Source organism: Candidatus Desulfatibia sp. (assembly GCF_036446775.1).
GTDB lineage: Bacteria > Desulfobacterota > Desulfobacteria > Desulfobacterales > UBA11574 > Desulfatibia_A.
Genome location: NZ_JAZFTO010000371.1, coordinates 1 through 2,133 on the forward strand (window position 1 = coordinate 1; position 2,133 = coordinate 2,133).

At 44.9% G+C, this 2,133-nt stretch carries 3 protein-coding genes; 1 reads left to right on the forward strand and 2 read right to left on the reverse strand.

Features of this window, described 5'->3' with window-relative positions:
• The coding region (locus V3S16_RS16850; protein ID WP_413887052.1) for a hypothetical protein at positions 1-422 on the reverse strand (422 nt) is incomplete at its 3' end.
• Positions 423-522: 100 nt separating this feature from the next.
• Here V3S16_RS16850 and V3S16_RS16855 point away from each other — a divergent pair.
• Positions 523-1,896 (forward strand): ISH6 family transposase, encoded by a 1,374-nt coding sequence (locus V3S16_RS16855; protein WP_413887054.1) that lies wholly within the window; start codon positions 523-525, stop codon positions 1,894-1,896.
• Here V3S16_RS16855 and V3S16_RS16860 read toward each other — a convergent pair.
• A partial coding sequence (locus V3S16_RS16860) for a hypothetical protein (protein WP_413887056.1) occupies positions 1,854-2,133 on the reverse strand: 280 nt, incomplete at its 5' end. The genes V3S16_RS16855 and V3S16_RS16860 overlap by 43 nt on opposite strands.

Below are 2,133 nucleotides of genomic sequence, written 5' to 3' on the forward strand. Positions count from 1 at the left end.
ACAAAGCCGGTCAGGAAATCAGCCAGGCTGTTCTGAAGATAAAAGAAGAGGAAGACCATAGCGCATATGGGGATGATTCCTGATATATAAAATCCAGCCTGAAAAAAAACTCTTTTGAAAGAAAGATTTTTCCATCCCAGAAGTATCATTCCTGTGCCGATGGAGAGAAATGCGGAAGCGCCGATTTCCTGGCTGGTAAAGAGGGCGATGGCTGAAACGGTTCCGGATAGGATCAGGGGCGTGATTTTCAGGGTCGTAACATAGTGGAGATAGAGCGCGATGGAGAGGATTCCCAGGGCCATTCTCATGGACGTCCATGAGAATCCGGGGATGATCGGATAATAAAGAATGACAATAACGGCAAAGACTCCCCACCGTGTGATCCTGGAAAAACGGAAAACAAAGAGTGAATAGTAAATCATTGGTAACGTTCAAAAGTTGTGGCAAATAAGGGATTGAATAAATCACGACCACTTTCTATGATTAGGATCTGACAAACCATAATCAAAAGAAAGGGTCGTGATGAAACAAGAAATACATATCACATTAAGGTTCAATCTTGCAACAGGCAAAGTCAATTTGAATGAGATCGTCTATAGGCTGAAAGAGATCAGAGATGCTCTTATGCTGGAGGTTTTGAAAAAGATACTCATGAGTTATGATGATCTCATTGTGGAGAGGCTGAGCAAGACAAAGGTTTATGGCAGCAAAGACAGGAAGGGACTGGGGCGGCATATCAGGAAGAATGAACCTGAAAACCGACTTTGTCGTGGGCGTAAGGTACGAAAGCGAGGTTATCGTCAGGAGCCTCGGAATATTTCTACAGTATTCGGTGGCCTCAAACTGTCTGTGAGGGTTGTCGAATGTTGCCGGTGCGGCGCTCGTTATTCTCCACTTCTGACGGCTTTGGACATAGAGCCGTATGCTCGCAAAGAGACGAATTTTGAGCATGAGGTGATTGAATCTGTCATAGACACCAACTACCGTAGGTTGATTGACGGAAGATCGATTGATATCTCCCTTGGAGGCATTCATAATATTGTCGTTGGCAGTGATATCGGCGAGACATTTCAGGAGACGGTTTCTACCGAAGGTTTGTCTGCCATCATGGCGGATGGCACCGGAGTAAAGCAAAAAGGCGGCAACAAAGGGGAGTTGAGGGCGGTTATCGGCATTACGAAGGGGGGTCGTGTCAAGCCTCTTGGATGCTTTGTCAACACCCCTTGGCCGGAGGTGGAGCAGCGTATCAAACATCGAATAAAGGAAACGGATCAATACAACATTCCCTTTGTTTATGATGGCGAGCCCGGGCTGGATGATTTTTTGGCCGATGTAGCAGAGTCTCAAAGATGTACCTGGCATGGTCCCAGAGGGTTTTATCATTCCCTCTGGCAGGATGGGTTGAAGAAGAAAGGGTCTCAACCTTATACGGACAAGATGAAGCAGCTTATAGGCATAGAGCTTCCCGAAGGAGATTTTGAGATACTCAAAGAAGAAGACAAAGCGCAGGTAAGAAATAAGTACGAAACGAGCAAGACAGAGATACAGGAATTGATAAAAACGTTTTATGCAAAAGGCTACGATCATGGGGCAACCTACCTGGAGAAGCTTTCAAATCGTCTTTTTAGCAACGTAGAACTATGGTTGGAGACAGGGGTAATTGCTCCGAAGACGACCTCTTTGCTGGAAAGAGTCTTCAGAGAGATCGGTCGCCGTCTCAAAAAGATCGCCTGGGGATGGTCGGATAAGGCCGTTACAAACATTTCCAAAATGATCATGATCAGACAGTATTCAAGAGATGAATGGAAAAAATACTGGAAGAAGAAACTCGGGATCAGAGGGTATTTTAATATTCAAATCGCTTCAGTCCAAATTACAGGATGCCACAACTTTTGAACGTTACCAATTTTTTTGAACGATTTTGTCAGATCCTCTTTTTTTACTTCGTCCAACGTTTCGCGAATCTCGGTTTTTATCGCCCTTGCCTTCGTTCCTACAACCATTCCCGAATAATAAGTCAAGCCGGTCATTAGTGCCATGATGACCAGCGGTACAACGGCTGGTTTGAAAGTCTTTTGCCCGAGCCAGAACAGGGTGCCTAACAATATCAATGAAGAAATATATCCAATCAGG

What these genes read in the sequence shown, in the direction of transcription:
- V3S16_RS16855 (WP_413887054.1), top strand. Translation starts at nt 523, where the DNA reads ATGAAACAAGAAATACATATCACATTAAGGTTCAATCTTGCAACAGGC.